The organism is Streptomyces sp. CA-249302 (genome assembly GCF_050936785.1).
Taxonomy (GTDB): Bacteria; Actinomycetota; Actinomycetes; order Streptomycetales; family Streptomycetaceae; genus Streptomyces.
The window spans coordinates 9,125,574-9,151,476 of the sequence record NZ_JBNJMG010000001.1; the positions used below are offsets into that span (position 1 = coordinate 9,125,574).

Annotated in this window: 20 protein-coding genes and 1 tRNA gene; 11 read left to right on the forward strand and 10 right to left on the reverse strand. The window is 70.4% G+C overall.

Features of this window, described 5'->3' with window-relative positions; genetic code table 11:
* Window positions 1–42: 42 nt before the first annotated feature.
* The 5 genes from ACQEWB_RS41070 to ACQEWB_RS41090 are packed head-to-tail and all read left to right on the forward strand — an operon-like array spanning window position 43 to window position 5,390.
* Window positions 43–729 (forward strand): EboA domain-containing protein, encoded by a 687-nt coding sequence (locus ACQEWB_RS41070; RefSeq protein WP_432844263.1) that lies wholly within the window; start codon window positions 43–45, stop codon window positions 727–729.
* Complete coding sequence (locus ACQEWB_RS41075) at window positions 729–1,577, forward strand: TatD family hydrolase (protein ID WP_432840486.1); 849 nt, start codon at window positions 729–731, stop codon at window positions 1,575–1,577. Before ACQEWB_RS41070 ends, ACQEWB_RS41075 begins: the two co-directional genes overlap by 1 nt.
* 3 nt (window positions 1,578–1,580) lie before the next feature.
* The gene (eboE, locus tag ACQEWB_RS41080) at window positions 1,581–2,750 is read left to right on the forward strand and encodes a metabolite traffic protein EboE (RefSeq protein ID WP_432840488.1); all 1,170 of its coding nucleotides are present in this window, start codon (window positions 1,581–1,583) and stop codon (window positions 2,748–2,750) included.
* Complete coding sequence (locus tag ACQEWB_RS41085) at window positions 2,747–4,312, forward strand: alkaline phosphatase family protein (protein ID WP_432840490.1); 1,566 nt, start codon at window positions 2,747–2,749, stop codon at window positions 4,310–4,312. The genes eboE and ACQEWB_RS41085 overlap by 4 nt, the downstream gene beginning before the upstream one ends.
* Before the next feature lie 46 nt (window positions 4,313–4,358).
* Window positions 4,359–5,390 (forward strand): sugar phosphate isomerase/epimerase family protein, encoded by a 1,032-nt coding sequence (locus tag ACQEWB_RS41090; protein WP_432840492.1) that lies wholly within the window; start codon window positions 4,359–4,361, stop codon window positions 5,388–5,390.
* Between the two features lie 74 nt (window positions 5,391–5,464).
* On the opposite strand, the gene ACQEWB_RS41095 is transcribed toward ACQEWB_RS41090, so the two are convergent.
* The 5 genes from ACQEWB_RS41095 to ACQEWB_RS41115 all read right to left on the reverse strand — a co-directional run bounded on the left by ACQEWB_RS41095 (window position 5,465) and on the right by ACQEWB_RS41115 (window position 13,452).
* Window positions 5,465–6,856, reverse strand: coding sequence for an OFA family MFS transporter (locus ACQEWB_RS41095; protein WP_432840494.1), 1,392 nt, complete (start codon window positions 6,854–6,856; stop codon window positions 5,465–5,467).
* A 2-nt stretch (window positions 6,857–6,858) separates the two neighbouring features.
* Window positions 6,859–8,247, reverse strand: a complete 1,389-nt coding sequence (locus ACQEWB_RS41100; RefSeq protein WP_432840496.1) for an OFA family MFS transporter — start codon at window positions 8,245–8,247, stop codon at window positions 6,859–6,861.
* 121 nt (window positions 8,248–8,368) lie between these two features.
* Window positions 8,369–10,513, reverse strand: a complete 2,145-nt coding sequence (locus ACQEWB_RS41105) for an acetate--CoA ligase family protein (protein WP_432844265.1) — start codon at window positions 10,511–10,513, stop codon at window positions 8,369–8,371.
* A gap of 4 nt (window positions 10,514–10,517) precedes the next feature.
* The gene (gene frc / locus ACQEWB_RS41110) at window positions 10,518–11,759 is read right to left on the reverse strand and encodes a formyl-CoA transferase (protein ID WP_432840498.1); all 1,242 of its coding nucleotides are present in this window, start codon (window positions 11,757–11,759) and stop codon (window positions 10,518–10,520) included.
* Window positions 11,760–11,769: 10 nt separating this feature from the next.
* Window positions 11,770–13,452: a thiamine pyrophosphate-binding protein gene (locus tag ACQEWB_RS41115; RefSeq protein WP_432840500.1), complete on the reverse strand. Its 1,683-nt coding sequence runs from the start codon at window positions 13,450–13,452 to the stop codon at window positions 11,770–11,772.
* Window positions 13,453–13,596: 144 nt separating this feature from the next.
* Here ACQEWB_RS41115 and sucC point away from each other — a divergent pair, with 144 nt between their 5' ends.
* The 3 genes from sucC to ACQEWB_RS41130 are packed head-to-tail and all read left to right on the forward strand — an operon-like array spanning window position 13,597 to window position 17,290.
* Window positions 13,597–14,727 carry an ADP-forming succinate--CoA ligase subunit beta gene (gene sucC / locus ACQEWB_RS41120; RefSeq protein WP_432840502.1) on the forward strand — a complete coding sequence of 377 codons (1,131 nt, stop codon included), beginning with the start codon at window positions 13,597–13,599 and terminating at the stop codon, window positions 14,725–14,727.
* Between the two features lie 11 nt (window positions 14,728–14,738).
* Complete coding sequence (gene sucD, locus ACQEWB_RS41125) at window positions 14,739–15,671, forward strand: succinate--CoA ligase subunit alpha (protein ID WP_432840504.1); 933 nt, start codon at window positions 14,739–14,741, stop codon at window positions 15,669–15,671.
* Between the two features lie 53 nt (window positions 15,672–15,724).
* Window positions 15,725–17,290 carry an aldehyde dehydrogenase family protein gene (locus ACQEWB_RS41130; RefSeq protein WP_432840506.1) on the forward strand — a complete coding sequence of 522 codons (1,566 nt, stop codon included), beginning with the start codon at window positions 15,725–15,727 and terminating at the stop codon, window positions 17,288–17,290.
* Here ACQEWB_RS41130 and ACQEWB_RS41135 read toward each other — a convergent pair.
* Entirely contained in the window at window positions 17,272–18,273 is a 1,002-nt protein-coding gene (locus ACQEWB_RS41135; RefSeq protein ID WP_432840508.1) for an LLM class flavin-dependent oxidoreductase, read from the reverse strand. The genes ACQEWB_RS41130 and ACQEWB_RS41135 overlap by 19 nt on opposite strands.
* A 60-nt stretch (window positions 18,274–18,333) precedes the next feature.
* Between ACQEWB_RS41135 and ACQEWB_RS41140 the strand changes: the two genes are divergently transcribed.
* Both ACQEWB_RS41140 and ACQEWB_RS41145 read left to right on the forward strand, forming a co-directional pair.
* Window positions 18,334–18,777 (forward strand): MarR family winged helix-turn-helix transcriptional regulator, encoded by a 444-nt coding sequence (locus tag ACQEWB_RS41140; protein ID WP_432840510.1) that lies wholly within the window; start codon window positions 18,334–18,336, stop codon window positions 18,775–18,777.
* Between the two features lie 110 nt (window positions 18,778–18,887).
* Window positions 18,888–18,975, forward strand: a tRNA-Leu gene (locus ACQEWB_RS41145).
* 49 nt (window positions 18,976–19,024) lie between these two features.
* Here the strand turns inward: ACQEWB_RS41145 and ACQEWB_RS41150 are convergent.
* The 4 genes from ACQEWB_RS41150 to ACQEWB_RS41165 form a co-directional block, all read right to left on the reverse strand.
* Window positions 19,025–20,044 carry a hemolysin family protein gene (locus ACQEWB_RS41150; RefSeq protein ID WP_432840512.1) on the reverse strand — a complete coding sequence of 340 codons (1,020 nt, stop codon included), beginning with the start codon at window positions 20,042–20,044 and terminating at the stop codon, window positions 19,025–19,027.
* Entirely contained in the window at window positions 20,041–21,420 is a 1,380-nt protein-coding gene (locus tag ACQEWB_RS41155; protein WP_432840514.1) for a hemolysin family protein, read from the reverse strand. The genes ACQEWB_RS41150 and ACQEWB_RS41155 overlap by 4 nt, the downstream gene beginning before the upstream one ends.
* A 121-nt stretch (window positions 21,421–21,541) precedes the next feature.
* A complete protein-coding gene (locus tag ACQEWB_RS41160) occupies window positions 21,542–22,681 on the reverse strand; it encodes an acyltransferase family protein (protein ID WP_432840516.1) in 1,140 nt (379 codons plus the stop codon).
* A 104-nt stretch (window positions 22,682–22,785) separates the two neighbouring features.
* On the reverse strand, window positions 22,786–23,241 hold the full coding sequence (locus ACQEWB_RS41165) for a tellurite resistance TerB family protein (protein WP_432840518.1): 456 nt from the start codon (window positions 23,239–23,241) through the stop codon (window positions 22,786–22,788).
* 441 nt (window positions 23,242–23,682) lie between these two features.
* Between ACQEWB_RS41165 and fusA the strand changes: the two genes are divergently transcribed.
* Window positions 23,683–25,728, forward strand: coding sequence for an elongation factor G (gene fusA / locus ACQEWB_RS41170; RefSeq protein WP_432840520.1), 2,046 nt, complete (start codon window positions 23,683–23,685; stop codon window positions 25,726–25,728).
* Window positions 25,729–25,903: the final 175 nt, after the last annotated feature.

The following is a 25,903-nucleotide window of genomic DNA, read 5'->3' on the forward strand; positions in this document are numbered from 1 at the left end:
CCCACCCCCGCACCAGGCGTACCTGCCCCCACCGCCCCCCAGATCCCCACCCCCGCCCACACCTCGGTACACGCCCTGCGCGCCCACCTCGCCGCCCGCCTCCACGGTGCCGCCCGTGCCTGGCTCGACCAGGCGCTCGTCGAAGCCGCCGCCCACCCCGGCATGCACGGGCCCATCTCCATATGGGAGTTGCGCCTCGCCGAAGCCGGACGCCGCTGCGGGCCCGAGTACGCTGATGCCGCCCGCGTGCTGATCCTGCACGCCGCCCGCGCCGACACCGGCGCCCTCGGTCGCGTCTACTTCCAGGGCACCGCCGCCGAACGCCGCGCCGTCCTGCACGCGTTGCCCCACCTCGTCCCGGGCCCCGACGCCGTCCCGCTCGTCGAGGACGCCCTGCGCACCAACGACACCCGGCTCCTCGCCGCCGCCGTCGGCCCGTACGCCGCCCGCCACCTCGCCCCGCACCACTGGCGGCACGCCGTCCTGAAGTGCCTGTTCACCGGTGTTCCCGTCGCCGAGGTCGCGGACCTGGACCGCCGCGCCCGCGCCGACGCCGAACTCGCCCGCATGCTCGGCGACTACGCCGCCGAACGCACCGCCGCGGGCCGTCCCGTGCCCGAAGACCTGCACCGCGTCCTGACCCTGACCGACCCCACGGCCACCCCACCCGCACCGGCCGCCGAGCGAGGCCCCCGCGGCACCGACGGCACCGACGGCAAGGAGTCCTGATGCGCATCTTCGACCCCCACATCCACATGACCTCCCGCACCACCGACGACTACGAGTCCATGTACGCCTGGGGCGTCCGCGCCGTCGTCGAGCCCTCCTTCTGGCTCGGCCAGCCCCGCACCTCGCCCGCCTCCTTCTTCGACTACTTCGACTCCCTGCTGGGCTGGGAGCCCTTCCGTGCCGCCCAGTACGGCATCGCCCACCACTGCACCCTCGCCCTCAACCCCAAGGAGGCGAACGACCCTCGCTGCACGCCCGTCCTCGACGAACTGCCCCGCTATCTCGTCAAGGACCAGGTCGTCGCTGTCGGCGAGATCGGCTACGACTCGATGACCCCCGCCGAGGACACCGCCCTCGCCGCCCAGCTCCAACTCGCCGCCGACCACGGCCTCCCCGCGCTCGTCCACACCCCGCACCGCGACAAGCTCGCCGGCCTGCGCCGCACCCTCGACGTGGTGCGCGAGTCCGCGCTCGCCCCGGACCGCGTTCTCGTCGACCACCTCAACGAGACCACCGTGAAAGAGGCCAAGGGCGGTGGCTGCTGGCTCGGGTTCTCCGTCTATCCCGACACCAAGATGGACGAGGAACGGATGGTCGCCATCCTGCGCGAGTACGGGCCCGAGCAGGTCCTGGTCAACTCCGCCGCCGACTGGGGGAGAAGCGACCCGCTCAAGACCCGGCGGGTCGGGGACGCGATGCTCGCCGACGGCTTCAGCGAGGACGAGGTCGACCAGGTGCTGTGGCGCAACCCCGTCGCCTTCTACGGGCTCAGCGGCCGCCTCGACCTCACCCTCACTGACACCCGGGCCACCCACGAGGGCAACTCCGTCCTGCGCGGCGGGGAGTGACCGATGCGCTTCCGCCACCCCGACGGCTCCACCGTCCACCTCGCCTACTGCACCAACGTCCACCCCGCCGAAACCCTCGACGGCGTTCTCGCCCAGCTCCACGACCACTGCGAGCCCGTCCGCCGCCGCCTCGGCCGGGACCGCCTCGGCATCGGGCTGTGGCTCGCCAAGGACGCGGCGCACGCCCTCGTCAGCGACCCCTCCGCCCTGCGCGGCCTGCGCACCGAACTCGACCGCCGCGGCCTCGAGGTCGTCACCCTCAACGGTTTCCCTTACGAGGGCTTCGGCGCCGAAGAGGTCAAGTACCGCGTCTACAAGCCGGACTGGGCCGACCCCGAACGCCTCGACCACACCACCGCCCTGGCCCGCGTCCTCGCCGGACTCCTCCCCGACGACGTCACCGAGGGCACCATCTCGACCCTGCCGCTGGCCTGGCGCACCGCCTACGACCAGGACCGCGCCGAGAAGGCCCGCACCGCCCTGCGCACGCTCGCCGAACGCCTGGACGCCCTCGACGAGTTGACCGGCCGCTCCATCCGTGTCGGCCTGGAACCCGAACCCGGCTGCATCGTCGAAACCACCGGCGACGCCCTCGCCCCGCTCACCGCGATCGCCCACGACCGCATCGGCATCTGCCTCGACACCTGCCACCTCGCCACCTCCTTCGAGGACCCGCACACCGCCCTGGACGCCCTTGCCGAAGCCCGCGTCCCCGTCGTCAAGTCCCAGCTGTCGGCTGCCCTGCACGCCGAACACCCCCATCTCCCCGAGGTCCGTGCAGCCCTCGCCGCCTTCGACGAACCCCGCTTCCTGCACCAGACCCGGACGGCCACCGCCGCCGGCCTGCGCGGCACCGACGACCTCGGCGAGGCCCTCGCCGCCGACGCCCTGCCCGACGCGGCCCCCTGGCGCGCCCACTTCCACGTCCCGCTCCACGCGGCCCCCGCCGCGCCCCTCACCTCCACGCTCCCCGTACTCAAGGCGGCTCTGTCCCGGCTGGTCGGCGGCCCGCACCCGCTCACCCGCCACCTGGAGGTCGAGACCTACACCTGGCAGGCCCTCCCACCCGAGCTGCGCCCGCGCGGCCGATCCCAGCTCGCCGACGGCATCGCCGCCGAACTCACCCTCGCCCGCGACCTGTTGACCGACCTCGGCCTGAAGGAACTCCCATGAGCACCGACCGACCGGCCATGGGCACCCACCGACCGTCCACGGCCACCGGACAGGCCACCCCGGGCGCCGGACACGCGATCCCCGCCGCAGACCAGGCGGCCCCTGCCGCGTACCAGGCGCCCCCCGCCCCCGGACGGACCGCTCCCGCTCCCACGCCCCTCCTCGTCCTCGACGTAGTCGGCCTCACCCCCCGTCTCCTCGACCACATGCCCCACCTCAAGACCCTCGCCCAGTCCGGCTCCCGCGCCGCGCTCGGCACGGTCCTGCCCGCCGTCACCTGCGCCGCCCAGTCCACCTTCCTCACCGGCACCCACCCGTCCGAGCACGGCATAGTCGGCAACGGCTGGTACTTCCGCGAGCTCGGCGACGTACTCCTGTGGCGGCAGCACAACGGTCTGGTCGCCGGAGACAAGCTGTGGGACGCCGCGCGCCGGGCGCACCCCGGCTACACGGTGGCCAATATCTGCTGGTGGTACGCCATGGGCGCCGACACCGACTTCACCGTCACCCCCCGTCCGGTCTACTACGCCGACGGCCGTAAGGAGCCCGACTGCTACACCCGGCCACCGGCCCTGCACGACGAACTCACCGACAAGCTCGGCACCTTCCCCCTCTTCCACTTCTGGGGACCCGGCGCGGACCTGGTCTCCAGCCAGTGGATCATCGACGCGACCCGCCACATCATGCGCACCCGGCGCCCCGACCTGACCCTCTGCTACCTCCCTCACCTCGACTACGACCTCCAGCGCTTCGGCCCCGACGACCCGCGCTCCCTGCGGGCGGCCGCCGACCTGGACGCCGCCCTGGCCCCGCTCCTGGACGACGCCCGCGCCGAGGGCCGTACCGTCGTCGCGCTGTCCGAGTACGGCATCACTCGTGTCGACCGTCCCGTCGACATCAACCGGGCCCTGCGCCGCGCCGGACTGCTCGAAGTGCACACGCAGGACGGCATGGAGTACCTCGACCCGATGACCTCCCGCGCCTTCGCGGTCGCGGACCACCAGATCGCCCATGTCCATGTGCGCAGGCCCGAGGACCTCGACGTGACCAGGGCAGCCCTGGCCGACCTGCCCGGCATCGAGCAACTCCTCGACGACGAGGGCAAGAAGGCCCACCACCTCGACCATCCGCGCTCCGGCGAGCTGGTCGCCGTCGCGGAGCCGGACGCCTGGTTCACGTACTACTACTGGCTCGACGACGCCCGCGCGCCCGACTTCGCGCAGCTCGTCGAGATCCACCGCAAACCCGGCTACGACCCGGCCGAGTTGTTCATGGATCCCCAAGACCCCTACGTCAAGGTCAAGGCCGCCACCGCGCTGGCGCGCAAGAAACTCGGCATGCGCTACCGCATGGCGGTCGTGCCTCTGGATCCCTCACCTATTCGCGGCAGCCACGGCCGCCTTCCGGCGAGCGACGACGACGGTCCGCTCCTCATCTGCTCCACCCCCCGCGCTGTCGGCGACCGCCTCGCGGCCACCGACGTGAAGTCACTCCTGCTCCAACTGGCCGGTCTGGACCGGCCAGTCCCTCCTGACCTGTCTCTTCCGACTGGTCACAAGTGAAGCACTCACCACTGACAACGCCCTCCGATCCCGAGGAGTTCCAGACATGAGCCGCAGCTTCCGGACCGATCCCGAACTCACCCACCGCCTCACCAGACGAGGCATGCTCGGCGTGGCCGCGGGCGCCACCGCCGCCGCACTGCTCTCCGCTGCGGCGGCTCCCGCCACCGCGGCGGAGACCTCCGCGGCCGGCCGCGGCCGTCCCGTGCTGCCCCCCGGCCGGCTCGGCATCCAGCTGTACAGCCTGCGCGACAAGGTCTCCACGCTGGGCTTCGCCCCCGTCTTCGCCGAGCTGGAGAAGTACGGCTACGACGAGGTCGAGTTCGCCGGATACACCCAGGGCTCGGCCGGTCCCATCACGCTCGCCCAGCTGAAGCGGCTGGCGCGGAACCACGGACTGACCCCGATCGGCAGCCACGTCGGCTACTACGCCGACGACCCGAACGCCTACACCTTCGCCCAGAACCTCACCAAGGTCCTCGACGACGCCCAGGCCCTCGGCCTCAAGCACATCGGCACCGCATCCGGACCGTTCCGCTACGGCTCCACCGTCGACGCGTGGAAGCGTGCCGCGGAGGAGTTCAACACCTACGGCGCGGCGGCCAGGGCGCGCGGCATGAAGTTCTACCAGCACAACCACTCCGACGAGTTCTCCTTCGCCACCGACAACCCCAAGGTCCGCCTTTACGACGTACTGCTCGCCGAGACCGACCCCGACCTGGTGTTCCTGGAGATGGACATCTTCTGGGCGTACGCGGGCCAGTTCCGCTTCTCCAAGCGGCCCGACGGTTCCGCCGCGCCCTTCGAGCCGCTGAACTACGTGCTGAAGCAGCCGCACCGCTACCCGCTCTTCCACGTGAAGGACGGCGTCAGCGACCCGACGAACCAGTTCGGCTACCGCATGGTCGACGTCGGCGACGGCGACATCGACTACCAGAAGTTCATCTCCGCCGTGACCCGGCTGCGCGGCGAACGCCTCGCCCACCACTGGCAGACCGAACACGACCAGCCCACCGAGTCCTACACGTTCGCGCGCCGCTCCAGCGAGTACCTGCACTCCCTGCGCGAGAAGTGCTGACCAGCCTGACAGGACGGACATGAGGAGGCCCTCCCCGTATCCCCGGGGAGGGCCTCCTCACGCGCGCGTGCCCGTCAACTCGCGGGCTGTGGCTGCACGGTCGGCACGTCCGAGCCGCTGCGCCCCGGCTGCCGCAGCAGCAGCGCGATCGCCGCCGCGACCATGGAGACACCGCCGGCCAGCGCGTACGCCCCGTTGTAACCCCAGGCCGCGACCACCATGGAGCCGAGGCCACCGCCGAACAGGCCGCTGATCAGCTTGCCGCTGTACACCAGGCCGTAGTTGGTGGCGTTGAAGTTCTCCCCGAAGTAGTCCGGGGTCAGCGCCGCGAACATCGGGTAGAAGGCGCCGCCGCCGAAGCCGGACAGGAAGGCGAAGAACAGGAAGAGCCACTCGCTCTTCATCTCGCCCGCCAGGATCACCCCGAACTGGGCGAGCCCCAGGACGACGATGACGAACACCAGGGTCGACTTGCGGCCCCACTTGTCCGACAGCCAGCCCACGACCCCGCGCCCGACGCCGTTGATGACCGCCATCACGCCCATGGAGGACGCGGCCACGAGCGGCCCGAAGCCGACGTCCTTGGCGTAGTCGACCTGGAAGGAGATCCCGAAGATCGACACTCCGGCGGTCATCACGATGGCCACCCACATCAGGGGCAGCATGCCGGTCCTGATGGCCTCCTTGGGCGTGTACTGCTTCACCGCCGGAGGGTTCTTGGCGAGGCTCGCCGCGTTCTTCTGGCTGCCGGAGAACGTCAGCGGGTCGATGTCCGCCGGCCACCAGTTCTTCGGCGGGTCCTTGAAGAAGAACGCGCACCCGAAGACCACGATCATGATGTAGCAGCCGATCAGGTCCAGGACGCGGTGGTAGTTCCCGGTGTCGAAGGCGTAGTTGAAGATGAAGATGAACGGCAGCGACCCGTACGCGAAGCCGCCGTTGACGAAGCCGGTGCGGGCGCCGCGGCGCTCGGGGAACCACTTGCCGACCATGTTGATGCAGGTCGCGTAGACCAGGCCGGCGCCTATGCCGCCGATCACGCCGAAGCCCAGGATCGCCAGCAGGACGTTGCTCAGGTGCGAGAGGGCGAGGAACCCGACCAGGCACATGCCGGAACCCACGTACATGGCCTTGCGGGCCGTCAGGATGCCCTTCTCGCGCATCCAGCCCGCGGGGAAGGCGATGCCGGCCTGGAAGAACACCCAGATGCTGAGGATCCAGAAGGTGTTGCTCTGCGTCCAGCCGTGCGCGTGGGACAGCGTGTCCTCCGCGGAGCCGTACGCGTACTCGAAGACGCTGATGGCCATCATGGCGATCCACGGGAGATACACCATGAACTTGCGGGAGTGCCCGAGGATGTCCCGGTCGGTCTCGCCGATGCGGTAGACGCGGCCTCGGGAGTCGGTCACCTCGCGGTAGGGACGGTGTGCGGCTGCCGGGTCGGCCGAGAGCGGATCTGCGGTCATGCTTATGCCATCTCCTCGCCGAGCGGGTGCGGGTTGGGGACGATGCGCCGGGCCTTCGGCCGGCCCGGGGACTTCAGGAAGAGCGCCAGCACCGCGGAGGCGAGGCCGATGGAGCCGGCCAGCACGAACGCGCCGTGGTAGTCCCAGGCGCCGACGACGACCGCGCCCAGGCCGGAGCCGACGAGCCCGGAGATCAGCTTCGAGCTGTAGACCATGCCGTAGTTGGTGGCGTTGTTGTTCTCGCCGAAGTAGTCGGCCGTCATGGCCGCGAAGAGCGGGAAGATCGCGCCGCCGCCGAAGCCTGAGACCATGGAGCAGAACAGGAAGAACGGCATGCTGCCCATCTGGCCGGAGATCAGCACGCCGAACTGTGCGGTGCCCAGCACGATGCAGACGATGATCAGGGTGTTACGGCGCCCGGAGCGGTCGGAGATCCAGCCGATGACGCCGCGTCCGGTGCCGTTGACGATGGCCTTCAGGGACATCGCCGTGGCCACGATCCCGCCCGCGAAGCCCATGTCCTTGCCGAACGGCACCTGGAAGGCGATGCCGAAGATGTTGATGCCGGCCGTGCACAGCAGACAGAACCACATCATCCACAGGACGGGCGTACGGGCGGCCTCCTTGGGGGTGTACTGCTTGACCGCGGGCGGGTTCTTCTCCAGGGCCCGGCGGATCTTCGGGTCGTCGGTCATCCGCAGCGGATCGACATGGGAGGGCCACCAGTTCTTCGGCGGGTCCCGGAAGAACCAGCCGGCCGAGGCCACCATCAGGCACAGTCCGACGCCCACGCAGGCCAGCACGGTCCGGTAGTTGCTCAGGTCCATGTACGAGGTGAAGAGGAAGACGAAGGGCACGGACCCGTAGGCGAAACCGCCGTTGACGAAGCCCGTCTTGCCGCCCTTGCGCTCCGGATACCACTTGCCGACCATGTTCACGCAGGTCGCGTAGACGAGACCGGCGCCGATGCCGCTGAACATGCCGAAGCCGATATAGGCGACGGTCACATGCGGTGCGTACGCCAGCGACAGATAGCCGAGCATCGTGCCGACCGCGCCGATCAGCATGGCCGTACGGGCGGGCAGTCGGCCGCTCTCCCGCAGCTGGCCGGCCGGGAAGGCCACGGCCGCCTGGAAGAACACCCAGACGCCCATCAGCCAGAAGATGTGTCCGCTGCTCCACAGATGCGCCTCGTGGAGCGTGTCCTCCGCCGACGTGAACGCGTACTCGGCGGAACTGATGCCCATCATGCCCACCCAGGGCAGGATGACCATCCACTTGCGTGTGCGGCCCATGATGTCGACGTCGGCTTCGCCGATGCGGTACACGCGGCCGTTGCGGTCCGTCACCTCCCTGTAGGGGACGGACCTCGGGTAGTCGGTGGTTGTCATGAATCAGCAGCCCCTTGCGTCGAAAGTTCTGGCCAGCGCCCCCTGTCCAATGCCTTTCGTGCGCGCACGGGTCCCGGGGTCGGCCGACGCGCACCGTCGGCCGACCCCGTGTCCACTCACCTCATGAGCCGCCCCCCAACAGTCCCGCCGCCCTGGCCCAGCGGTACTTCGCACCGAGCGCGGCCACCGGCTTCTCCGTCGTGTACGGGTACGCCACGACCCCGCGCTCGTAGAGGTACTGGCAGGCCTCCTCGACCTCGACGTCGCCCGCGAGCGAGGCCACCACGGGCTTCTCGATGCCGCGCTCCCGGAACTCGGCCACCACGCGCGCGGTGAGCTCCGCGAAGACCATCGGGGGAGTCACGATCGTGTGCCAGTAGCCGAGCACGAGCGCGTGGATGCGCGGGTCCTGCAGACCGAGCCGGATCGTCGCCTCGTACGTCGACGGCGGCTCGCCCCCGGTGATGTCCACCGGGTTGCCCGCGGCCCCGAAGGGCGGGATGAACTTGCGGAAGGCCTCGTCGAGATCCGGCGGGATCTCCATGAGGGACAGCCCGTTGTCGGTCACCGCGTCCGACAGCAGTACGCCACTGCCGCCGGCGCCGGTGATGATCACGATGTTGTCGCCCTTGGGGGCGGGAAGCACCGGCAACGCGCGCGCGTACTCCAGCATTTCGTTCAGTCCGGGCGCCCGGATGACCCCGGCCTGCTTCAGGATGTCGTCGTACACGGCGTCGTCGCCCGCGAGCGCCCCGGTGTGCGACCCGGCCGCCTTCGCACCCGCCGCCGTACGGCCCGCCTTGAGTACCACCACCGGCTTCTTCGGTACGGTCGCCCGCGCGGCCTCGACGAAGGCGCGCCCGTCCTTGAGGTCCTCCAGGTGCATCGCGATGCACTCGGTGTGCGGGTCCTCGCCGAACCAGGTCAGCAGGTCGTCCTCGTCCAGGTCCGACTTGTTGCCGAGGCCCACGATCGCCGACACACCCGTCTTCGTGGTGCGGGCGAAGCCCAGGATGGCCATCCCGATGCCACCGGACTGCGAGGTGAGCGCGACTCCGCCCTTGACGTCGTACGGCGTGCAGAACGTGGCGCACAGGTCCTGCCACGTCGAGTAGTAGCCGTAGATGTTCGGGCCGAGGAGGCGGACGCCGTACCGCTCGCCGATGGCGACGATCTCCTCCTGGAGCTCGTGCTCGCCGGTCTCCGCGAAGCCGGAGGGGATCAGTACGGCGTTGGGGATGTTCTTGCGTCCCACCTCCTCCAGGGCCGAGGCCACGAACTTGGCGGGGATCGCGAAGACCGCCACATCCACCTCACCGGGAACGTCCGTGACACTCTTGTACGCCTTGCGGCCCAGAATGTCATCGGCCTTGGGGTTCACCGGGAATATGTCCCCGGCGAATCCACCGTCGATGAGGTTGCGCATCACCGAATTGCCGATCTTGCCCTGCTCGTTGGAGGCACCGATCACGGCGACCGACGCGGGTTGCATCAGACGGCGCATCGAGGTGAGGATCTCCTCGCGCGTGTACGTGCGCCGGGGTTTCGGCACGGAATCGGCGAGGATCACGCGGATGTCCGCCGCGACCGCGCCCTCGGCCGTCGCGATCACCGGGTTGAGGTCCACCTCCGCGATCTCCGGGAAGTCCGCGACCAGTTGGGAGACCCGCCGGATCTGCTCGGCGATCGCCCACCGGTCCACGCCCGCCTGCCCGCGCACCCCGTGCAGGATCTCCGCCGACCGAATCGACTCCAGCATGGACAGCGCCTCGTCCGCGCTCACCGGAGCCAGCCGGAACGTGACGTCCTTGAGGACCTCGACCAGCACCCCGCCGAGCCCGAAGGCGACGACCTTCCCGAAGGTCGGATCCGTCACCGCGCCGACGATGACCTCCTGCCCCTGCGGCAGCAACTCCTGGACCTGCACGCCTTCTATGCGCGCCTTCGCGTCGTACGCGCGCGCGTTCTCGATGATCTTGTGGAACGCCGCCCGTACGTCCGCCGCACCCTCGACGCCGACGATCACACCGCTGGCATCGGTCTTGTGCAGGATGTCCGGCGAGACGATCTTCATCACCACGGGCCCGCCGAACCGCGCCGCGTACGACACGGCCTCGTCGACGTCGGTCGCCAGCTCCTCTCCCGGTACGGCGATCCCGTACGCGTCGGCGATCACCTTGCCCTCGGGTGCGGTGAGCGCGGTCCGCCCCTCGGCCCGCACAGTGTCGAGGAGCGAGCGCACCCTGAGCTCCCGGTCTTCCGCCATCACGTCAGATCACTCCGTTCGACTTGAGCAGGCGCAGCTCCTCGTCGCCGAGGCCGAGCTCGCCGATGTACACCTCTTCGTTGTGCTCGCCGAGCAGCGGTGAACTGGTCACCTCGACGGGGGAGTCGGAGAGCTTGAGCGGGCTGCCGACGGTGGTGAACTCGCCGCGCTCGGGGTGCGGGACGGTGACGACCATCTCGTTGGCGACCAGGGAGTCGTCCTCGATGATCTCCTTGGTCGAAAGGATCGGCCCGCACGGGATGTTGTGGCCGTTGAGCCGCTCAAGGACCTCCCACTTGGGCAGCGTCGAGGACCACTCCTCGATCAGCTGGAACATCTTGTTGAGCTTCGGGAGGCGCGCCTCCGGCGTCGCCCACTCGGGATCTTCCGCGAGCTCCGGCCGGCCGATGAGCTCGCTGAGCGGCTGCCAGCCGACGGGCTGCACGATGACGTACACGTAGTCGTTCGGGCCGCCCGGCGCGCACTTGACCGCCCAGCCGGGCTGGCCGCCGCCGGACGCGTTCCCGGACCTGGGAACCTCGGTGCCGAAGTCCTCGTTGGGATATTCACGGAGCGGACCGTGTGCCAGGCGCTGCTGATCGCGCAGCTTCACCCGGCAGAGGTTGAGCACAGCGTGCTGCATGGCCACGTTCACCCGCTGCCCGCGCCCGGTGTGCTCGCGCTGGAACAGAGCGGCGAGTATCCCCGCCACGGCGTGCACGCCCGTGCCCGAGTCCCCGATCTGGGCCCCCGTCGCCAGCGGCGGCCCGTCCTCGAAACCTGTGGTCGACATCGACCCGCCCATGGCCTGCGCGACGACCTCGTACGCCTTGAAGTTGGTGTACGGGCCCTCGCCGAACCCCTTGATGGAGGCATAGACGATCCGCGGATTGATCTCCTGGATGCGGTCCCAGGTGAAGCCCATGCGGTCGACCGCGCCCGGTCCGAAGTTCTCGACCATGACGTCCGAGCGCCGGATCAGCTCGGTGAGGATCTCCTTGCCGCGCTCGGTCTTGGTGTTGAGGGTGATGCTCCGCTTGTTGCAGTTGAGCATCGTGAAGTAGAGGGAGTCGACGTCCGGGAGGTCGCGCAGCTGCTTGCGTGTGATGTCACCGGTCGGCGCCTCCAGCTTGACGACGTCCGCGCCGAGCCAGGCCAGCAGTTGGGTGGCCGAGGGCCCGGACTGGACGTGGGTCATGTCGAGGACACGGACACCGGCGAGTGCTTGGGTGGGCGTTCCAGTCATGCGGGCCACCTCACTTGTACATGGTCTGGTTCATGGTTCCGGGGGCGTACGCGTCCGGGTCGACCCAGACGTTGATCAGCGACGGCTTGCCCGACTCACGGGCGCGCCGCAGGGCCGGGCCGATGTCGGCGGGGTCGCGGACCTCCTCGCCGTAACCGCCCAGCATCTGCGCGAACTTGTCGTAGTGGACGTCGCCGAGGGTGTTGCCGATCCGCTCGCGCTCCAGGCCGTACTTCTGGGCCTGGCCGTAACGGATCTGGTTCATCGAGGAGTTGTTGCCGACGATGCCGACGAACGGGAGGTCGTAGCGGACGAGGGTCTCGAAGTCCCAGCCGGTGAGGGAGAAGGCGCCGTCCCCGAAGAGGGCGACGACCTCCTTGTCGGGCCGTGCCTGCTTGGCCGCGAGCACGAAGGGGACGCCGACGCCGAGGGTGCCCAGCGGGCCCGGGTCCATCCAGTGCCCGGGCGACTTGGGCTGGACGACCTGACCGGAGAAGGTGACGATGTCGCCGCCGTCGCCGATGTAGATGGAGTCCTCGGTGAGGAAGTCGTTGATCTCGCTGACCAGGCGGTACGGGTGGATCGGCGAGGCGTCCGACTTCAGGCTCGGCAGCCGCTTCTCGATGGCGGTCTGCTCGGCGGCGCGCAGCTCGTCGAGCCACTCCTTGCGCTTCAACGCCCCGCCGTTGATGCGTCCGGAGGCCGCCTCGGCCACCGACGTCAGCACCAGACCCGCGTCGCCGACGATCCCGAGGTCGATGTCGCGGTTCTTGCCCACCGTGCGGTAGTCGAGGTCGATCTGCACGACGGTCGCGTCAGGCGACAGCCGCTTGCCGTAGCCCATGCGGAAGTCGAAGGGCGTGCCGACGATGACGATGACGTCGGCGTTGGAGAAGGCGTACCGACGCGACAGCTGGAAGTGGTGCGGGTCTCCCGGCGGGAGGGTGCCGCGTCCGGCGCCGTTCATGTACGCGGGGATGTTGAGGGTGCGTACGAGGTCGATGGCCGCCTCGGTGCCGCGGGTCGTCCACACCTGGCTGCCGAGCAGGATGGCCGGCTTCTCGGCGTGCACGAGCAGGTCGGCGAGCTTCTCGATCGCCTCCGGGTCGCCGGCCGAGCGGGTCGAGGCGCGGTAGGCGCCCTCCTTCGGCACCCGCGCCCTGCTCACCGGCACCTTGGCGTCCAGCACGTCGCGCGGGATCTCCAGGAAGGAGGGACCGGGCGCGCCGTGGTAGCACTCGCGGAACGCCATGGACACCATGTCGGCGGCGCGGGCCGTGTCCGGCACGGCCGCCGCGAACTTTGTGATCGGCGTCATCATGTCGACGTGCGGGAGGTCCTGGAGGGACCCCATCTTGTGCTGGGTGAGGGCCCCCTGACCGCCGATCAGCAGCATCGGCGACTCCGCGCGGAAGGCGTTGGCGACACCGGTGACGGCGTCGGTCGTCCCCGGGCCCGCGGTGACGACCGCGCAGCCGGGCCTGCCGGTGATGCGCGCGTAACCGTCGGCGGCGTGGGCGGCGACCTGCTCGTGGCGGACGTCGACGACCTCTATGCCCTCGTCGACGCAGCCGTCGTAGATGTCGATGATGTGGCCGCCGCACAACGTGTAGATGCGGTCGACTCCCTCTGCCTTGAGCGCCTTGGCAACGAGATGACCACCGGAAATCACGTCCTGGGTGTCGTCGGGCATGGCGAAGTCCTGTCCCTTCGTAGGGGGTTGGAACGCTCTCGCGGTACATTGCATACAGTCGACGAATACTGTATGAAGCTTGTTATCCCGCATCCGGTGGGTGGTGTCCAGGGGGCGTGCGGCACTTTTGAGTCAGGAGCCGGAATGGACCTGTACGAACACCAGGCAAGGGAACTTTTCGAAGAACACGGCATTCTGGTGCCGAGGGCCGAGGTGACCGATTCTCCCAAGAAGGCCCGTGAAGCAGCCCGCGCACTCGGCGGGCGCGTAGTAGTGAAGGCTCAGGTCAAGACGGGTGGGCGGGGCAAGGCGGGCGGCGTGAAACTCGCCGCCGACCCGGCCGCCGCGGAGCTCACGGCGCGCCAGATCCTCGGCATGGACATCAAGGGCCACACGGTCGGCAAGGTGATGCTGGCCCAACCCGTGGACATCGAGAGCGAGTTCTACGTCTCCTATGTGCTCGACCGCGCGGCGGGCACCTTCCTCGCGATCGCGTCCGCCGAGGGCGGCATGGAGATCGAGGAGGTCGCGGCCACCAGGCCCGAGGCGGTGGCGCGCATCCACATCGACCCGGCCGAGGGCGTCACCTCGGCCAAGGCGGGCGAGATCGCCGAGGCGGCCGGGCTCCCGCCGCAGACGGTCGACGTTCTCGTACGACTGTGGGAGGTGCTGGTCCGCGAGGATGCCGTGCTCGTCGAGGTGAACCCGCTCGTGCGCACGCAGCAGGGGCAGATCCTCGCCCTCGACGGCAAGGTCACCCTCGACGACAACGCCCGCTTCCGGCAGGCGCGTTGGGGTGCCGAGGACGTGGAGCACGACGACGAGCTGGAGGCGGTGGCCGCGTCGAAGGGCCTCAACTACGTCAAGCTCGACGGCGAGGTCGGCATCATCGGCAACGGCGCCGGGCTCGTCATGTCGACCCTGGACGTGGTCGCGGGCTGCGGCGCCCGCCCCGCCAACTTCCTAGACATCGGCGGCGGAGCCTCCGCCCAGGTCATGGCCGACGGCCTGTCCGTGATCCTCTCAGACCCGGCCGTGAAGTCGGTCTTCGTCAACGTCTTCGGCGGGATCACCGCCTGCGACGCGGTCGCGGACGGCATCGTGCAGGCCCTGGAATCCGTGCGGTTGACCAAGCCGCTGGTCGTGCGGCTCGACGGCAACAACGCGGCCCGCGGCCGAGCCGTCCTCGACGGCCGCGCGCACCCGCTGGTCCAGCAGGCCACCACCATGGACGGCGCCGCCCGCCGTGCCGCCCAACTCGCCACCGCCGGCTGAAGGAGCCCGACATGGCCATCTACCTCACCAAGGAGAGCAAGGTCCTGGTCCAGGGCATGACCGGCGGCGAGGGCATGAAGCACACCCGGCGCATGCTCGCGGCCGGCACGAACGTCGTGGGCGGCGTCAACCCGCGCAAGGCCGGACAGACCGTCGACTTCGACGTCCCCCAGCGCCTGAACGGCCTGGGAGGTGCCCCCATGGCCGTCCCCGTCTTCGGATCGGTCGCCGAGGGCATCCACGCGACCGGCGCGGACGTGACGGTCGTCTTCGTCCCGCCCGCCTTCGCGAAGGCCGCCGTCATCGAGGCCGCCGACGCCGGCATCGGGCTCGCGGTCGTCATCACCGAGGGCATCCCCGTCCACGACTCCGTCGCCTTCCACGCGTACGCCAAGTCGAAGGGCACCCGCATCATCGGCCCCAACTGCCCCGGCCTGATCACCCCCGGCCAGTCCAACGCCGGCATCATCCCGGCCGACATCACCAAGCCGGGCCGCATCGGCCTGGTGTCCAAGTCCGGCACACTCACCTACCAACTCATGTACGAACTCCGCGACATCGGCTTCTCGACCTGCGTGGGCATCGGCGGCGACCCCGTCGTCGGCACCACGCACATCGACTGCCTCGCCGCCTTCCAGGACGACCCCGACACCGATCTGATCGTCCTCATCGGGGAGATCGGCGGCGACGCGGAGGAGCGCGCGGCCGCGTACGTCCGCGAGCACGTCACCAAGCCCGTGGTCGGCTACATCGCCGGTTTCACCGCCCCCGAGGGCAGGACGATGGGGCACGCTGGCGCGATCGTGTCCGGTTCCTCCGGCACCGCGCAGGCGAAGAAGGAGGCGCTGGAGGCGGTCGGAGTGAGGGTGGGATCCACATCGACCGAGACGGCGAAACTCGTGCTGGCCTGTCTCGAAGCAGGGTTCGCCGACACTCATAGTTGATGTGAGCCATGCAATCCCCGCCCCCGACTGTGCACCGAGAGCGGAGCAACCCGATGGCAACCGACCTCAACCCCGGCAAGACCCCCACCCTCACCCTCAAATCAGGCACTTCCTGGTCCGACGCGTGGCAGCGCTGCCACGCTGTCGCCCCGGAGGCCTTCCAGGACGACCGCGTCCTCAACCTCTGGGGCTCCGCCTGGCGGGCCGACGGCCGGGCCCTGCCCGCCACCAGCCCCGTCGACGGCAGCCCCATCGCCGGCCCGCCCCGCCTGGACCGGGACACCGCCCACCAGGCCGTCCGCGCCTCACTCGACCAGCACCGCGCCTGGCGGCACGTCCCCCTCGACGAACGCCGGGCCCGCGTCGCGGCCACCCTCGACGCGCTCACCGAACACCGTGAACTCCTCGCCCTGCTGCTCGTCTGGGAGATCGGCAAGCCCTGGCGGCTCGCGCAGGCCGACGTCGACCGGGCCATCGACGGAGTGCGCTGGTACGTCGACGGAATCGACCCCATGCTCGACGGCCGGGCCCCGCTGGACGGCCCGGTGTCCAACATCGCGAGCTGGAACTATCCGATGAGCGTGCTCGTTCACGCAATGCTGGTACAGGCACTGGCAGGCAATGCGGTCATCGCCAAGACCCCGACCGACGGCGGACTCGCGTGTCTGACCCTGGCCTGCGCGCTGGCCGCCCGCGAGGGGATTCCCGCCACCCTCGTCAGCGGCAGCGGGGGAGAGCTGTCGGAGGCGCTGGTGCGGGCGCCCGAGATCGGCTGCGTCTCCTTCGTCGGCGGCCGCGACACCGGCGCCGCGGTGGCCACCGCCGTCGCCGACCTGGGCAAGCGACACGTACTCGAACAGGAAGGACTCAACACCTGGGGCATCTGGAACCACTCGGACTGGGACGCGCTGACGGCGGTCGTCCCCAAGCTCTTCGACTACGGCAAGCAGCGCTGCACGGCGTACCCGCGCTTCGTCGTCCAGCGGCAGCTGTTCGACGAGTTCCTGGCGGCGTACCTCCCGGCGGTGCGCACGCTCAGGGTCGGCCACCCCCTAGCCGTCGAGCAGCCCGAAGACCCGTACCCCGTACTGGACTTCGGGCCGGTCATCAACGCCGCCAAGGCGAAGGAGCTGCGCGACCAGGTCGCCGAGGCCGTCGACCGCGGCGCCGTCCCGCTGCACCGCGGCAGCGAGACCGACGCACGCTTCCTGCCCGGCCAGGACACCTCGGCGTACGTCCAACCGGTCACGCTCCTGAACCCGCCGCCGTCCTCCCCCCTCCACCACGCGGAGCCGTTCGGCCCGGTCGACACCATCGTCCTGGTCGACACCGAGGCGGAGTTGCTGGCCGCCATGAACGCCTCCAACGGCGCGCTGGTGGCCACGCTGTGCACGGACGACCGGGCCACCTTCGACCGACTGGCCCCGCAGATCCGGGCGTTCAAGGTCGGTCACGGGAAACCCCGCTCCCGTGGCGACCGCGACGAGCTGTTCGGCGGCTTCGGCGCGTCCTGGCGCGGCGCGTTCGTCGGCGGTGAACTCCTCGTGCGCGCCGTCACGCAGGGCCCGACGGGAGAGCGGCTGCCCGGGAACTTCCCGGACTACCACCTCATGCCGTGACGGATCCCGTCGCGCGGCTCATGCCGTGACCGGCGGCCGGACGGCGCCCCCTGTGTTCGCCCCCGGGTCCGTGCCCCGGGGCGCCACCCGGCGATCACCTCGTCGGCCAACCACCGTGCCACGCCCCGCGGATAGGGGCGGGGCAGGCTCAGTACGACGTGGTTCACTCCGGCGTCGACCAGCGCGGCCACCGTCGCGCGCGTCGCCGCCGGGTCGTCGTACGACACCAGTACCTGTGCGGACCGGGTGATCTCGGCGGGGTCGCGGCCCAGTTCGGCGCAGTGCGCGTCCAGGACCCGCGACCGTTCGGCGACGAACTCGACGCTGTTGTGCGGTGGTCCGGGGATGTTCCACACGTCGGCGTGCTGGGCGACCAGCCGCAGCAGCCGGGTGCCCCAGCCGCCGATCAGCAGCGGGGGACCGGGGTGCTGCACCGGCTTGGGCTCGTTGCGCGTGCCCTTGAGCCGGTAGTGGCGGCCGTCGTGGTCGAAGACGTCCCGCGTCCACATCAGCTTCAGGATCTCGACGGTCTCCGCGAGCCGTGCGATGCCCTCGGCCGGCGGCACCAGCGTCAGCCCGTACGCCTCGTACTCCTCGATCGCGGGATTGGCCCCCGCGATCCCGCCCGCGCCGGGAGGCTGGTGGGTGCCTCCGACGCCGAGCCCCAGCACGAGCCGTCCGCCCGAGATCACGTCCACCGTGGACGCCATCTTGCCCAGCAGGGCCGGCGGGCGGATCCGGACGCTCGTCACCAGCAGACCCAGCCGCAGTCGCCCGGTCTGCGCGGCGAGTGCGCTGAGCAGCGTCCAGCCCTCGTGTATCTGCCCGTCCTTCGGTCCCGCGACCGGCAGCAGGTGGTCCCACAGCCAGGCGTCCTCGATCTCCGGCACCGCGTCCGCCTCCAGCCAGACGCGGCGGATGTCCTCGTACGGCACATGCATCGGGGTGGTCTTGATGCCGAAGCGCACAGTCGTCATCGTCATGTTCGTCAGCCTACCCAATCATCAGGAGCGCTGACGATCAGGTGGGATTACAGTCTGGGCATGGCAGCAGACGCGAGACCCGTGCCCCTCGAATTCCGGCTCGGTTACCTCCTCAAGCACGCACAGGCCAAGCTGGCCCGGGCGTCCGCCGAGGCGCTCGCGCCGTACGGGATAGACGGTCATGAGTTGGCCGTGCTGGTGGTGCTGTCCGGTGACGAGCCGCTGTCGCAGGCCGAGGCGGCCGGTCGGCTGGGGGTGGACCGGACCACGATGGTGTCGCTCATCGACGGCCTGGAGGACCAGGGCCTGGTGACCCGGCGGCGCAGCCCGCAGGACCGGCGCAAGAACATCGTCGAGCTGACACCCGCCGGAGAGGAGTGTCTGCACGCTGCGGAACTGGCGCGCCGGGCCGTCGAACGGCGCTTTCTCGCGCCGCTGGACGAGGGGGAGGCGGAGGGTCTGGTGCGAGCACTTCGGGCCCTGCTCGCGGACGGAAAGTCGTAGTCGACCGGTCACCTCGGGTGACGGATATGCAGGTGAAAGGCGCTCCGAAACCTTGGTATTGTTGTCCATGTCGCCGCGGGGAACAGCCCCGGTCAGGCGGCAGACACCTAGTCCGGGTGGCGGAATGGCAGACGCGCTAGCTTGAGGTGCTAGTGCCCTTTATCGGGCGTGGGGGTTCAAGTCCCCCCTCGGACACCACACAGACCCCTGCTGAGCAGGGGTCTTTTGCGTTTCCGCACGGTGGACCTCAGACCGCCCGGGGTTGCAGGAAGCGGGACAGCAGGTCGTCCAGGGTGACCATGCCGGTGAGGCGGCCGGTCCCGTCGCGGACCACGGCCAGGGAGGCGCGGCGTCCGCGCAGCACGTCGATCGCGTCACCGACCGTGGTGTCCGCGCTCAACTCCGGTGCCGGACGGGCCAGATGGCGGGCGCTTATGGCGCGGCCCCGGGCGCGGGCCACCAGGGCGTCGCGGGCGTGGACCGAGCCGAGGACGGTGTCGCCCTCGCGGACCAGCAGGCGGGTGCGGTCGCTGTCGGCGGCGATCCGCAGCACCTCCTCGATGCCGGCGTCGCCGTCGACCGAGGTGATCCGCGCGGCGGGGACCTGGAGGTCGCCCACCGGCGTCTCGGGCTCGGTCAGCGAGCGGGTCAGCAGCTCGGAGTCGGCCTCGCTGATCAGGCCGAGCCGCTCCGACTCCTCGACGAGGTGGGTGAGCTGCTCCCGGTTGTGGACCGAGGCCAGCTCGTCGCGCGGGGCGACCCGGCACAGCCGTACCAGAGCGTTGCTGATCCTGTTGAGGACGGAGATCAGGGGGCGTACGGCCTTCACCACCGCCCGGAAGGGCGGCGAGAGCAGCATCGCGGAGCGCTCCGGGTGGGCGATGGCCCAGGACTTGGGGGCCATCTCGCCGATCACCATGTGCAGGAAGACCACGACGATCATCGCCACGGCGAACGCGATGCCGTAGCTGACCGCGCTGGGCAGGCCCAACCTGTGCAGCAGCGGGTCGAGTTCGTGGGAGATCGCTGGCTTGGAGACCGAGCCCAGGCCCAGGGTGCAGATGGTGATGCCGAGCTGGGCGCCGGCCAGCATCAGCGACAGCTCGCGCATGCCGGACAGGGCCGCCTTCGCCCCGCGCAGCCCCTCGGCCGCCGCCTTCTCGATACGGTGCCGCTTGGCCGCGACCAGCGCGAACTCGGCGGCGACGAAGAACCCGCTGCCGATCAGGAGCAACACGGTCACGAAGAGCGCCATCGGGAAACTCATGCTTGCTCCTCGCGTGCGACGTCGGTGGTGATGGCCTCGGCAGCAGGGGTGGCGTCCGGCTCGGGCAGGCGCCGCAAGCGGACCCGCTCGGGTACGTGCCGGTCCAGGCTCCGTACCTCAAGTGCCGCCCGCCCGCCGGTGGGCAGCTCGACCGCGAGGCGGTCGCCGATCGCCGGGAAGCGCCCCAGGCGGTCCACGATCAGGCCGGCCACCGTGTCGAAGTCGTCCTCCTCGGGCAGCTCGATGCCGGTGGCCTCGGCCACCTCGTCCAGCCGGCGGCCCGCGTCGACCAGCCAGCCCTCCCCTTCGGCGACCGCCGGCGCCGTCACGGTGTCGGACTCGTCGGCGATGTCGCCCACCAGCTCCTCGGCGATGTCCTCGTAGGTGACGATGCCGGCCACGCCGCCGTGCTCGTCCAGGACGACCGCGAACTCGTCGTCCCGCTCCCGCATCTGCTCGACCGCCTCCGGGAGGGGAAGCGTGTCGGGCAGCAGGAGCGGGCGCCGGGCGAGGGCGCCGGCGGTGGTGGAGGTGAGTCGCCCGGCGGGCAGCCGCATCAGCTCGCGCACGCCCAGGACGCCGGTGATGTCGTCGGGGTGGTCGCCGAGCACGGGGTAGTTGGAGTGGCCGTGCTTGCCGATCAGGTCGACCGTCTCGGCGGCGCTCGCGTCCTTGCGGACGAAGACGGCGTCCGCGCGCGGCACCATCACCTCGTCCAGGGTGCGCTCGGAGAACTCCAGCGCGTGGTCCAGCAGGACCGCGGTGTCCTTGGGCAGCCGGCCCTGCTCGTGCGACTCGCCGATGAGATGGCCGAGTTCCTCCAGGGTGGCGCCGTGGTGCAGCTCCTCGACCGGTTCGATGCCGACCCGGCGCAGCAGCCTGTTGGCCGCGCCGTCGAAGACGTGCACCAGCGGGCCGACGACCTTCAGATACGCCAGCGTCGAGCCGGCCAGCGCCTTGGCGAGGCGCTCGGGCACGGCGATGGCGAGGTTCTTCGGGGCCAGCTCGCCCAGCACCATCTGCACTACCGTGGCGCCCACGAAGGCGAGCACGACGGAGATGCCACTCACTGCCGCATCCGGGAGGCCCAGTCCGGACAGGGCCGGCCTGAGCAGTGCCGAGACCGACGGCTCGGCGATGAAGCCGACCACCAGACCGGTCACGGTGATGCCCAGCTGCGCGCCGGACAGCATGAACGACAACCGCTCCAGCACCTTCAGCGCCCGGGCGGCCCTCCGGTCACCGGCCTCCGCCGCACGGGCGAGGGCGAGGCGGTCGGCGGAGACGTAGGCGAATTCCTGGGCCACGAAATAGCCGGTGCCCGCGGTCAGCACGAACACGGCCAGCAGGCCCAGGAGGGCACTCGCGACACTCATAGGGCACCACCCCGCCTTGTGCCGCGATCAGGCTTCCGGTGGCGGGACGGTCGGGGACTGTGCCCCGGGGGGTCCGTCGGTCTGGCGGACAACGGGTGGCTCCTCCAATGCTTGGTCGGTATCAGGACAACGCCCGTGCCCCGGTCCGAGTTCCCAGCTCACGGGCCGGTTCCGGCGCGCCCCGCGGGTCGCGTCGGAACGCCCACTCCATTGTCGGCTCCACCACGAACCGGAAGATCCGCCGGACGGGCGGTGTGCACAGAACCGTCACGATCGCGGCGGCCGCCACCGTGACCGTGATCTCGCCGAGCGGCCGGTGGATCCACTCGGGCGAGTACCAGCCCCAGAACTTGGACCCCTGGGCCACGAAGCCGTGCAGCAGATAGCCGTACAGCGTGCCCGCGCCCAGAGCGGTGAACCACGTCCGCCGCCCCGGCACCCAGGCCAGGAAGCAGGCGACGAGCACCAGGGAACAGCCGAAGGAGGCCAGCGTCATCAGGGGCCCGTACCAGGCGGGCGCGCCCAGCTCTGCTGCGCTGTCCCGGTGGAAGAACCAGGACCCGGTCATCCGCGGCACCGTCCAGTACGCGACGGCCAGCGCGGCGGCGAACACCGGGACCGCCAAGAGGCGGACCCTCCACCGCCGTACCAGCCGGAAGTGCTCCGGCCGCAGACACAGGCCGAGCACGAAGTACGGCAGGAACTGCAGGACCCGCTGCAGGTCGAGGTCGTTGCCGATGGACGGCGAGAGGGTCGCCAGCGCGGCGACCACGAGGGCCAGCGGCAGCGGCCGTCGCACCCGCTGCCAGATCGGGGTGGTCAGCCGCCAGACGAACAGCGCCACCAGGAACCAGGTCAGATAGAGCGGGTCCAGCAGGCTGATGGGCCGGTCCGGCTCCTGGTCGGTCCAGCGGGTGAAGAGGGTGTACGCCGTCTCGAACACGATGTACGGCACGGCCACGCCGGTCACCAGACGTCTGATCCGGCCCGGGCTCGCGTCGAAGCTGCGTGAGAAGTAGCCGGAGACCACGATGAACGCCGGCATGTGGAAGGCGTAGACGAGCGTGTAGAGCGCGGTGAGGGTACGGCTGCCGTCCCGCAGCGGCTCCCAGGCGTGCCCGACGGCCACCAGCACGATCGCCAGGTACTTCGCGTTGTCGAAGTACGAGTCCCGCTCCTGGGTCCGCGCACCGGGCGGCGAAACTCCTCGCTCCGGTAGCGCGCGTGCGGGAGCCTCGGCTGTGATCTGCTGCTGGGACATCCCAGCCGCCTCACCGGTTCGGGCGGGCGTAAACCACCCCGTACGGGTCCTGGCGTGAACTCAGCGGTTGACGCCGGGGCCCGTACCGGGCGGCCGGGTACCGGTCAGAGGTCGAACTCGTGCGGGGGCAGGTCCAGGGTGAAGCACGCCTCCCGCACGATGGCCTGCTCGGTCTTGTCGAAGTCGCCGTCGGCGCCGCCGATGACGATGCCGATCTGGATGACGGCACGGGCCTCGGCGGGCTTCTTCTTCGCCTTGGCGATCTCCTGGAGCACGCTGACCTTGCCGAACGCGAAGTCGGCGGTGAGCTTGTTCAGGTTCTCGTCGAAGCGACGGCGCAGGTCGTCGGCGGGGAAGTTCTGCAGGACCTCGTTGGTGGCGATCAACTGGGCGACGCGCTGCCGCTCGGCCGGGTCGATGGTGCCGTCGGCGGCCGCGACCAGGGCGCACATCGCCATGCTGGCGTCACGGAAGGCGCCGCTCTTCAGGTCGTTCTTCTTCGCCACGAGCTGGGTCTGCATCGTCGTCGCGGATTCCTTGATGCGGTCCCACAGGGCCATGAGAACTCCAGATGTTCGAAGGACATTTTCGAAGGACATTGGCTACTACAACAACGTAGAAACTAGCGGCCGGGCGGATAAGTTCCGGACGTTCCAAGAAAGTTCACGGAGCGATCGCCGGCCTCCGTCGTGGGAAAACCGGGTGCTTCCACGTGTTCCGCCTCCCTACACTCGCCACGCACCGTGCGTCGCCGTGACGTGCGGGACCAGTGAGGGGAGGACGGCCGTGCGGTACCGCACCGATGTCGTCGTCCCCCGCGCCCGGTACGAGGTGATCCTCGTGTCCCGGTCCGTCCGGTGCCCGCTGCGCGGCCGGTACCGGATGCCTGTGGCGAACGTCTGACGCGACCCGCCGCCTTCACCGGCGTGCCCTGGTCGTGCCCGTTCCGCCCGGGAATCGCGCTGCCCGATCCCGCAGATCACCAGAAAGGCCAACGGGCCGTGCGCACCAACTCCAACCCCCTCGCCCTCGTCCGCAACCTCGGCATCCTCGCCCACGTCGACGCGGGCAAGACCACCGTCACCGAGCGGATCCTGTACGCCACCGGCACCATCCACCGGCGCGGCGAGGTCCACGACGGCACCACCGTCACCGACTTCGACCCGCAGGAGCGCGACCGGGGCATCACCATCTTCGCCGCGGCCGTCAGCTGCGACTGGGCCGGGCATCGGATCAACCTGATCGACACCCCCGGGCACGTGGACTTCGCCGACGAGGTCGAGCGGTCGCTGCGGGTGCTGGACGGGGCGGTCGCGGTGTTCGACGCGGTGGCGGGTGTGGAGCCGCAGAGCGAGTCGGTGTGGCGGCAGGCGGACCGGCACGGCGTGCCGAGGATCGCGTTCGTCAACAAGCTGGACCGCGCGGGCGCCGACCTCGACACCGCCGTCGCCTCCATCCGGGAGCGACTGCATCCGGCCCCCCTGGTCGTGCAGTTGCCCATCGGCACGGAGGGCGGCTTCACCGGTGTCGTCGACCTGGTGCACATGCGTGCGCTGATCTGGGCCGACGGCGGCGAAACGGCCGAGTACGCGCGCGTGCCCGACGAACTGCGGGACGAGGCGCATCGACGCCGACGACTGCTGGAGGAGGCCGTCGCCGAGCTCCACCCGGCCGCGCTCGAGGAGTTCGTCGACCGGGAGACGCTGTCCGCCGACACCCTCGCCACCGCCCTGCGGGACCTGACCCGCAGCGGCGACGGTGTGGTCGTGCTCTGCGGCTCCGCCTACCGCAACCGCGGCGTCGAGCCGCTGCTCGACGCCGTCGTCGCCTACCTGCCTTCGCCGCTGGACGTGGCCGCCGTACGAGGCACGTACGACGGTACGGAGCAGCGGCGCGCGGCCGACCCGGCGGCGCCGTTCGCGGCCCTGGCGTTCAAGGTGAACGCCACGCCGACGGGACGGCTGACGTACGTACGGATCTATTCGGGCACCATCGAGAAGGGAGACACCGTGTGGGACGCGGGCACGCGCCGCACCGAGCGGATCGGGCGGATCCTGCGCGTCCAGGCCGACCGCCACGCGCGCGTGGACCGCGCGGTCGCCGGGGACATCGTCGCCGTGGTCGGGCTGAAGTCGGCCCGCGCCGGCTCGACCCTGTGCGCGCCCGGGGAACCGCTCGTCCTGGAACCGCCGGGCGTCACCGAGCCGGTGGTCTCCGTGGCCGTCGAGGCGCGGCGCACCACCGACGCCGACCGGCTGGCCTCGGCGCTCGCGCGGCTGGCCGAGGAGGATCCCTCGCTGGGCGTGCGGACGGACCCCGAGACCGGCCAGACGGTGCTGTCCGGCATGGGTGAACTCCACCTGGAGGTCGCGGCGGAGAAGCTCCGGCTCGCCCACGGGATCGAGGTCAACGTCGGCCGACCAAGGGTGAGTTACCGCGAGACGGTCGGGCGCGGGGTGGCGGGGCTGGTCTTCCGGCACGTCAAACAGGACGGCGGGGCCGGGCAGTTCGCCCATGTCGTCCTCGATGTCGAGCCGCTGGAGGCCGGGTTCGAGTTCCGGTCGACGGTCGTCGGCGGGCGGGTGCCGCAGGAGTACGTCCGTGCGGTCGAGGCCGGCTGCCGGGACGCCCTCGCCGAGGGCCCCCTCGGCGGCCACCCGGTGACCGGACTGCGCGTCACCCTGACCGACGGGGCGACCCATGTGAAGGACTCCTCGGAGACCGCCTTCCGTACGGCGGGCAAGCTCGGCCTCCGGGAAGCCCTGCGGGCCTGCGTGATGGTCCTCCTCGAACCGGTCGTCGAGGTCACGGTCACCGTGCCCGAGGACGCCGTCGGCGGGGTCCTCGGCGACCTCGCCGCCCGCCGCGGCCGCGTCTCGGGCTCGACGGCGCGGGGTGCCACGGCGGTCGTGACCGCCACCGTGCCCCTGGCCGAACTCTTCGGCTACGCAACCCGGTTGCGCAGCCGAACCCAGGGCCGAGGCACGTTCACGACCCACCCCGCCGGGTACGCACCGGCGCCGGCCGCGACGGCGGCCCGGGCCTAGCGGCCGAGGTGGCCCCCACCTGCATATGGGTGGGGGCCACCTCTGCGGCGCTCCTGTTCAGGAAGTGAAACCGGCCCCGGCTGTCGCACCTCGAAACGTGCCCAGGCTGCCGTACCCCTTGACGAGGCCATCTCCTGAGGTTTAACTCACGTCCTAAATTAAGCCATGAGTGCAA